General features: G+C 52.2%; 8 protein-coding genes and 2 pseudogenes. 2 read left to right on the top strand and 8 right to left on the bottom strand.

The window, feature by feature from the left end; all coding sequences use genetic code 11:
• Positions 1 to 170: transposase domain-containing protein (locus AC1DTN_RS33495; RefSeq protein WP_477924425.1), on the top strand; the 170-nt coding region annotated here is incomplete at its 5' end.
• Between the two features lie 76 nt (positions 171 to 246).
• Here AC1DTN_RS33495 and AC1DTN_RS33490 read toward each other — a convergent pair.
• Positions 247 to 805: pseudogene (locus tag AC1DTN_RS33490) on the bottom strand (transposase); the annotation flags it as partial.
• Positions 806 to 1,049: 244 nt separating this feature from the next.
• Between AC1DTN_RS33490 and AC1DTN_RS33485 the strand changes: the two are divergent.
• Positions 1,050 to 3,101, top strand: a complete 2,052-nt coding sequence (locus AC1DTN_RS33485; protein WP_477924421.1) for a thiol-disulfide oxidoreductase DCC family protein — start codon at positions 1,050 to 1,052, stop codon at positions 3,099 to 3,101.
• A 160-nt stretch (positions 3,102 to 3,261) separates the two neighbouring features.
• On the opposite strand, the pseudogene AC1DTN_RS33480 reads toward AC1DTN_RS33485, so the two are convergent.
• The 7 genes and pseudogenes from AC1DTN_RS33480 to rfbB form a co-directional block, all read right to left on the bottom strand.
• Positions 3,262 to 3,601, bottom strand: a pseudogene (locus AC1DTN_RS33480) (IS21 family transposase); the annotation flags it as partial.
• 312 nt (positions 3,602 to 3,913) lie between these two features.
• Positions 3,914 to 4,288, bottom strand: a complete 375-nt coding sequence (locus AC1DTN_RS33475; RefSeq protein ID WP_477924420.1) for an EamA family transporter — start codon at positions 4,286 to 4,288, stop codon at positions 3,914 to 3,916.
• Positions 4,288 to 5,040 carry a glycoside hydrolase family protein gene (locus AC1DTN_RS33470; RefSeq protein ID WP_477924419.1) on the bottom strand — a complete coding sequence of 251 codons (753 nt, stop codon included), beginning with the start codon at positions 5,038 to 5,040 and terminating at the stop codon, positions 4,288 to 4,290. Before AC1DTN_RS33470 ends, AC1DTN_RS33475 begins: the two co-directional genes overlap by 1 nt.
• A gap of 170 nt (positions 5,041 to 5,210) precedes the next feature.
• The gene (locus AC1DTN_RS33465; protein ID WP_113321234.1) at positions 5,211 to 5,873 is read right to left on the bottom strand and encodes an acetyltransferase; all 663 of its coding nucleotides are present in this window, start codon (positions 5,871 to 5,873) and stop codon (positions 5,211 to 5,213) included.
• 2 nt (positions 5,874 to 5,875) lie between these two features.
• Positions 5,876 to 6,505 (bottom strand): class I SAM-dependent methyltransferase, encoded by a 630-nt coding sequence (locus AC1DTN_RS33460; protein ID WP_113321235.1) that lies wholly within the window; start codon positions 6,503 to 6,505, stop codon positions 5,876 to 5,878.
• 60 nt (positions 6,506 to 6,565) lie between these two features.
• Positions 6,566 to 7,294 (bottom strand): WbqC family protein, encoded by a 729-nt coding sequence (locus AC1DTN_RS33455; protein ID WP_113321236.1) that lies wholly within the window; start codon positions 7,292 to 7,294, stop codon positions 6,566 to 6,568.
• Complete coding sequence (gene rfbB, locus AC1DTN_RS33450) at positions 7,291 to 8,349, bottom strand: dTDP-glucose 4,6-dehydratase (protein ID WP_477924418.1); 1,059 nt, start codon at positions 8,347 to 8,349, stop codon at positions 7,291 to 7,293. The genes AC1DTN_RS33455 and rfbB overlap by 4 nt, the downstream gene beginning before the upstream one ends.
• Positions 8,350 to 8,373: the final 24 nt, after the last annotated feature.

The raw sequence follows: 8,373 nt of genomic DNA, 5'->3' as shown, positions 1-8,373 counted from the left end.
GAGCCAGGGCAAGCGCGGTGATTTACAGTCTGATGCTGACCTGCCGCGCCTGTGGCGTCGATCCGCTCTCCTGGCTGCGCCACGTCCTCACTGAGTTGCCTCAGCGCGAAGAAACTGCCGACATTGGCGACCTGCTGCCGTTCAATTACTCCAAGACCATCGCGGCCTGATAAGGCTGGGTACTGCTACCCAGCTAAGCGCGAGTATCCGTCAACCGCCGTCAATGCGCATCGAAAATCGCGCTTACGTAGTTTTCCAGTGGCCGTGGGGAACGCTAATCCGCTAATCCTCAGACGCTCGCCTCTCATGCACCGGCCATGACGGCGCGCCATATTGGTGGATGCCCAGGTCTCTCGTCGATAAGACGAGACGCGCCGGATCAAGGTCGAGCTGACCGTCGAACCATTCCTGCCGATGCTTCAGGATGTCGGGACGATCTTGCTCCGTGGCATGCGCGCTCTTTTTTGCGCGTGATGTTATGACGCGCGAAGAAACGCTGGATCGTGCCAAAACCGAAGAACAGGCCTTGTTCAGCAAGGCTGTGCCGAACCTCTTCAATGGTGGCGTCCTTGTCCGGACCCAAGGCTTCGAGGATGGCGTTCATGTGCGCATCGATCCGGGCAGAGCGCCGATCTCCGCCCAAGGCACGAGGCCGGGCATCGCCGTGTTCACGCTCACGCTTGCGTCATCTGCTGATGCTGGCGGCGCTCACCTTGAAGCATTCGGTCGCAGCCCGATGCGAAAGACCTTGCGAAACCGCCGCAAGAACCCGAACGCGTAAATCCATCGATAAAGCTTTCGACATGTCCGCCGCCTCCTGCCGGCGAACATCCATGAATCAGACAAAAGCTGATTTGCATAGCTAGTGCGGTTCATTCAGATCGGATTCCGTTCCAAACCCCACATCGTTGATCTGAAACAATCCCGGACGCGCAAGTAGCGGTCGACGCGGTTGTGTGGCCTTGAGGTTCGTTTAAATCCCCAGTACACGTTGGCGCTGGTAGCGTAGTCGCTACGGCGATAAGCAGGACATTGAAGGCAAGAGAAGCATGGTTGAGGCGGTGGAAAAGCCAGGGCGAGAAAATTATTTACTGAAAGAGCTATTCGAAAGAAACAAAGGAGCTGTTGTAACCAGCGTGATCTTTGTTCTTGCGCTTTCCCTAATTGCCCTTACCGGGACATGGGGTTGGTTCAGCGAGCGAATGTTTGGTTTCTTCCCATTATTGATCGTTCTCTTCTTGGTCGGGAGGCATTCCCCCGTCAAGATGGCAACAGCAGCACAACTGACTCGCCTTGCTCACTGGCTTACCAAGCGCGGAGCCTTTGTATCGAACCCAGAGGAAGAGGCGCCGAAGTTTGCACTCATCCGTATATTGTTTGGCCTCTTCATGATTGAGAGGGCGTTCTGGATATTGGCATATCTTGAGCCTTCGGACTGGGGAAATCCATCGATATGGCTATTTGCGCTGCTCGGTCTAGTGGCGGGCGCCTTGGTCGCGGTGGGCCTCTTTACTCAATATGCGCTCCTATATCTGATCCTCGTTCAGTGGCAGGTTGGAGACATATTGCTTCGCACGGCTACGCTAGGCAATTGGATCGCAGCCATGCTGTCATCGTTGCTGATTTTTGCAAATGCTGGCGCTAACTTTTCGCTAGATCGCATATTGATGCGAAGAGGGACTTCTGCGGGGAAAGCGATCTCAGCATTCTATTATGAAGCTGGATTGCCCAGTGAGGCAGGACTTCAACTTGCAAAATTGATGACGCTCGCATGTTACTGGTGCGTATGTCTGTATTCGCTTGCGATGCACCTCGGGGAATCTGCTTGGATGTCAGGTTCGGCAGGACCTTTGTTGCTCACAAATAACTTTATGTCCCGATATTCCAGTGAATTTGCGTGGCTGTTTTCTCAAGGCTGGATCCCCGTCTTCTTGGCGCGAGTATCTCTTTGGGGGATGTTGCCGTGGTACCTTCTGATGTTGCCATTTGTGCTTATTGGCGGTCGCTTTCGTCAATATGTGATCATTTGGGGACTGTTATTCTTTGGGCTCAGTCTATTCGTTTTGCAGCTCCAATGGTTGGCCCAATTCGAGTTTCTATTCTTTGCAGGCTTATTTTGGAGCAAGAGGTTTATCCATGGGGCGAAAACGCTTCAGGTCGCCTACGATGACCGGTGCAACCTCTGCGACAACACAGTCACGTTCGTAAAAGCGGTCGACTTGTTCAGGAGAGTCGATCTCAAACCGCTGTCCAAAAATACCCCGTGGCTTCTCCAAATGGGCATTGATCCGGATGATGCGCAAAAGGACCTATATGCGGTAGACTCCAACAGCGACGAGGCTGTCAAAGGCTATGAATTTTACGTCCTTTTATCCAGGCACGTTTTGCTTTTGCTACCGATCCATCCGTTGCTCCTAATCGGCCGTTATCTTGGCGGACCTGCAGTGTACAGGTTCGTGGCTGATCGCCGGACAAGATTGTTTGGCGTTTGCCAAATACCGACCGCGAAGCCGGAATATGCGATCTTGCAGGGCGGCCAGGTCATCAACAGAAACATCGTTCCGGGCGATCCCATATCTGTCGTTTTTGTACACACGATGGTTCTTCTAGTGTGCTTCTTCGTCGCATTGCCATTTCCGCATTTGACGGATGAACCTCCGGTGGCGCTGAAGAAAATCCAGAAGCTGGTTAGCTCTCCGACGAGCGGTGCTGGTATCTATGGCGTCAACCCAATTGACGTATTCAATCAGACTGACCTTCGAATGGCTGAGAACTGGTTTACCATAACGAGGAAGACCAAAGACGGCATGGAGCAAATCCTTCCGATATTCTCAGAGGATGGGAAGCGTCTTTACGCGCACAGGTCGGATCGCGTCTACTTCGGTCACACCGTTGCGTTCAGGCGGGGAGTGATCGGCAAGGAGGGCTGTCAATTTGATGCATATCGTCCGATGGTCAACTACCTTTCGGAGGACCAGCGCTCAAAGGATGACACCTTCGTGTATCGTCAGTACGCGGAGCCGTTGCCCAGCTTGGAATTGATTTTGCAGGGTCAATTTGTTGCGAGTGAGCGACGCCTTGTCTGTGAAGTAAGCTTCTAACGAAGCCTGGGAGGTCAGAAGGTCTAGGAGCGGAGATGGCAACTATAGAGGTTGCCTACTCCGCCGCATTTTTTTCGGTATGGCCCCAAGAGAGCGTGTCAGGACGGAAACGACTGAATTCCCAACCATGCGAGACACCTGGATCGCGAGCTTGTTGACCGACGCCATAGTCGGAGGCCATCATGCCGTAACTGCGGTTGATCTCGGGATCGTAGAAGCTGGCATGGTTGACGCCCGACTTCAGATTGTCGGGGACGATCAGTCGCGGAACGCCGTCGAAGAAACGAAATATCCGGACATGCGAGCCGATCCAGTCAGGGAGCGTTTGCGTCCAAGTCGCCTCTGCATAGGTGAAGCTCGATGCACCGAGCACCGCCACAAAGATCTCCCCCTCGCGGATCTCCGGTCTTGCGATCAACGATCGGGATCTTCTTGCCGGAATAGTCGACGAAGACCTTGTCGCCGGCCGCATGCTCCTGGCGCATCGTCGGCGAAAGCTTAAAGCTCGCGACATCATCGCCGACTTCCACCGCCTTCTCATGTCGCGCCGATCAGGCGGGCTTGAAGCAGATCAAGTTTTCCGCGACCGTATCTTGGCTGTTCTGCGTCATGCCGCCCGTCGCTCCTGCTCTGTCATCGCCTCGCACTCGGCGATGAGGTCTTGGCCGTTCGCGATCATGGCCATCGCTACGTCGTCATTCGTCTCCCATTCCGGTGTCATGAAAAGACACGTGCCAACTCCGAGTATTAAATTGAAAGAGAATGGAATAACGGAGTTGTATCGATTGCCGATGGTCTCCTGGTCTTGCTTTTTACCCCCGCGCAGCAAGTATCGTCCCCAATACGATTAGGCCCAGGCCCGCGCACTTTTGTGCGGATACGGGTTCGGCTAGCATCCAATAGCTCAGCACTCCGACCACGACGAAATTCAAGCTCATAAATGGGTACGCATGGTTCAGAGGGAACTTGGTCATTGCCGCCATCCATGCAAGCGATGCAAGAAATCCTGCCGCGAAACCGGAAAAAATCGCAGGATCAAAAAGAAGTAGAATAAGGAATCTCAGCTTACTGAGTGGGTCGGAGGGAAGAGCGCCAAACTGACCTATCCTCCATTTGAGCATCATCTGACCGTAAACCGTAAAAGCAATTGTTGCTGCGATGTAGCCGTAGTCAAGCAAGCGAAGCATCAATGGCCCTCTAGTGCGGCAAGACCGAAGCCGCTTTTACCATATCCATTGCCATTATAGAGCATATAGACCGCTCCCTTGTGTCCGAAAACGAACGGGTATTCGATCATTTCACTGTCCCAGCCGCTTTCAGATGCCTGAATGGAAAGTGCATCAAGTGCCAACGTCCAGGTAAGGCCGTCATCAGCACTTTGCGCATGGCCTATCCGATACGTGGAGCCGTCTCCTGCTCGGTATGAAAACCACATATGATCGATGCCATCACTCAAGCGGATAACAGTTGGGCGAGAAAATGCCTGTGCGACGCCTAGAATATAAGGTACAGCGAGACCGGTCTTCCGCCAGCTTCTTCCATCTGAAGATACGGCGCCTTTGATCACATGGACCATTTCACCGTTTCCGCCATCCCAAGTCTCCGTTGATCCATACCACATTTGGTAATCGTGGTTATGCTGACGCACCCACGGATAGGACAAGCTAACACTGTCTTCGGAATCGCTCGCAAGATGGGGATGTCTATCCAGGATTTCCAGATTGATCTCCGGGGTCACTTTAAGGCGTCCAATGTCTCCCCGCCAATGATCACCTGGTTTGTTTTGCCAGCCCATGAAAAGAATAAAGCGATCGCCATCCTTCGAGTAGTCATTGCCGATGCTGATGCCAGCTTCGTAAAAGCTGCCAGCCGGGCCATGCACAACGAATGGCTCTATGTGATCGCAAACCACGACTCCTGTCGGGATCTCGATATCCACAGCGCCCACCGAGGATCGATTTTCACTATCCCTACCGCTATAGAAGATACGGAAAATATCGTTCTCCAAATGGACTGCGAGAGGATTGGCTTGGTGAGTAAGTAGCTTAGGATGCCGCTCTCCGGTTGCGACAAATAGTCTGCCCCGTTTTTTCCAGACCCAATTCGCTGTCATATATTTCTTAACCGATTGCTTGGAACGCGGGATCGTTCAGTCTCCGGCGTGCTGTAGACGCCGTATTCCGCGGCATCGGAAAGGAGCACAGTTCCAGCTCCTAACACGCAGAAGTTGCCAACGTTAACATGATCTCTCAATGTCGAATTTACACCGATGAAGCAGCTTTCTCCTATGGTTACACCACCGGAAACAACAACATGAGATGATATGAATGTGTGGTCATTGATCGTAGAGTGATGACCGATGTGATTTCCGCTCCAGAGCGTTACATTGTCGCCGATTTTTGCGAAGGGCTGGATCGTGTTGTCCTCCAGAATGAAGCAGTTCCGTCCGAACGCATTGCCGTTCAGCGCTGTCGCTCTGGAACTAATGTAGCTGCATAGCTCATAGCCAACTTCAATGGCGGCCTCAAACTTCTGTTTGCGGATCTGATTGAGCTTTGCGTAACTGAGCGCCACGAACATTGAATGTTCGGTGGGCGGATATCGGCTGGTTACCTCCTCAAAACTGATTACCGGGAGGCCACAAAAACTATCTTCGGTCAAAAAAGCCTTGTCGACTGTGAAGGCAACGACCTCGTATGGGCTATCAGTAGTGAAGTAATAGTGAGCGAGTTGTGCAATATCGCCGGTCCCGAATATTACAATCTTGCTCATCTTTATCTCCGTACGATCATTGTGAATTCGTAGAGGCCATAGTCGTGTAAGAGTGCCACATGGCGCGAGTAGCGGCTTTTACAAATCTGGAATAGATGAAGCGGATCCGCATAAAATAAGTCGGGACGCATTTTATGTGTGTCGGAGTAAGACGTCAGACAGTTAAACGCAAACCCGCGTGTACTTACCTCGTTCATCATGTCCAGTGTCTCGAGCAGATATTCTTCCCACTCCTGCTCAGATCTTCCGAGTTTAACGTTGAAAATCCCCGACGCGACACTGTAATCGACAATGGTGTCGGGACGGCTTGATATCTCGAACCGAGCATTTGGGTTGTGAACGAAACGTTGCCGAGCGGCGTCGACCATTGCCGATGAAACGTCCAGGCCGACGTACCGGACCGAATGCTTGAGCTTCGAAATATGGTCGAGGAGGGCGCCATAGCCGCAACCGACATCGCATAGGGTATACGGGCCATTTGCTGCGATAAGCGTCAGCAATTGATCAAAACGAAGAATCTGACTGTCCGCGTCTCTCCAGTCGACTCCCGCAGCAGTCTGGCCATGTTGTGCAAGCCGATTCGAATAATAAACGGCAACCTCGTTCAGGAGCTCGTTCGTTCCATCAGTCATTCTGTCACCTTGAATTTAGCACATTTGTAACGGTCCGACCGATCAGCGACCAACCGGGGGCTATTCGAGGTCTTGTTTAGGGGCAGCTATAGTGGGTCTGTTCAGATGCTGCATATAAAGCGGGCTTTCGTGACCGCAGTTGAAGAGCAAGTCCAAAATGGAGACACTGTGCTCAAATTCACCCCAGAGCTGAGGGTAGACCGGGTAGCCACCATAATCAAACCATTCGACGGCAACACCAGCGTCTGCGAAAAGAGATTGGTCGAGATAATCCTGTGCGGCAGGCCCGGACACGTAGGTGGTGGCGCCGGTGGCAAGACAAACGCCTAGGAGGCGCTCGCTTTTTCCTTCCTGAAGGTCAAATTCAGAAGCCTGTCGAATGCTGGTTGTAATTCCCAAATAGCCGCAGATCGCCTTAAGCAGGTCCGTGTTCAAATCGGAAAGGAGGGTTTGCTTCCCATGCAGTAGGATGGGTTCAATCAATGTGGCAATGTCACAATAATATTGCGCCTTGCCATAGTTGTGGGCTAGGCTTCTCCAATGAGCGTCACGCCAAGCGTCGCCATCGATCTCAGTCTCTTTGATAGTTTGAAGGTACCGGCCTTTTACCTTTACGGGTACCGTCAACCACTGCAGCCCCTGTGGCGTCTTAAGTTTATTGCGGTTACGCCAGTCTCGCCGTGTATATTGCACGTCGTCGTAAAGGATAAACTCGTCTACCGCACCAATCATGTCAAAGTACCCCTTCCAAGGAAGGTAATTTGACTGAACAATGGCAACCTTTTTCATACGCCGGCCCCTACACGCTGCAACCGATAGCTTCCGTCGAGAATTGCTCGCCACCAATGCGCATTATCTAGGTACCATTGGACGGTTTTACGAAGTCCGGTTTCGAAGTTTTCCCACGGTTCCCAACCTATTTCGCTCTTGATTTTATTGATGTCCATCGCATAGCGATAGTCGTGCCCGGGCCGATCTACTACGTGAACTATTTGGCTCTTGTAACTCTTGCCATCAGGCAATGGCCGAAGTTCATCCAATATTGAACAAATTTCACAGACAACGTCGATGTTTCGACGCTCCGCCAAGCCACCGATATTGTAGGTTTCGCCAACCTTGCCCCTTTCCGCGACAAGCGCCAAGGCGCGAGCATGGTCTTCGACGAATAGCCAATCTCTGATCTGGTGCCCGTTTCCATAAACTGGAAGATCGGCTCCATTAAGAGCGCTTACAATCATGTGTGGAATAAGCTTCTCTGGGAAGTGATAGGGCCCATAATTGTTAGAGCAGTTCGTAATAACGGTCGGCAGCCCATATGTCCGGTGCCAAGCGACAACCAAGTGGTCACTCGCCGCCTTACTCGCTGAATAAGGTGAATTCGGCCGATAGCGATGGGTTTCGGTGAAGGCGGGGTCACCTTCGTGAAGTTCACCGAAAACTTCATCAGTACTGACGTGATGAAAACGAAATTTCGTCTTTCTCTCTGGCGGAAGCTGATCATAGTACGCGCGCGCCGATGCCAACAGGCTATAAGTGCCCATAATGTTCGTCTGCATGAAGACATCAGGTGCGTCAATTGATCGATCGACGTGGCTTTCGGCAGCTAGGTGCATGATAATGTCGGGCCTAAACTCGAAAACGAGCGCCCTCATCTGGCCAGTGTCGCAGATGTCATGGCGGTGGAAGCTATATTCCGCCAGTCCATTCACCAAATCGAGCGACCTCTCGTTCCCAGAATAGGTCAGACAGTCAACGTTGCTGACCGTCCATTGCTTTTCCAGGACCATATGCCTCACGACAGCGGAGCCTATAAATCCCGCTCCACCGGTCACCAAAACTCTCATATTATACCGACGACAACGTCTTCC

It is taken from the genome of Rhizobium sp. 01T444, assembly GCF_056398305.1.
The sequence above is the reverse complement of the archived record's forward strand: the minus strand, read 5'-3'. Positions and strand labels throughout refer to the sequence as shown.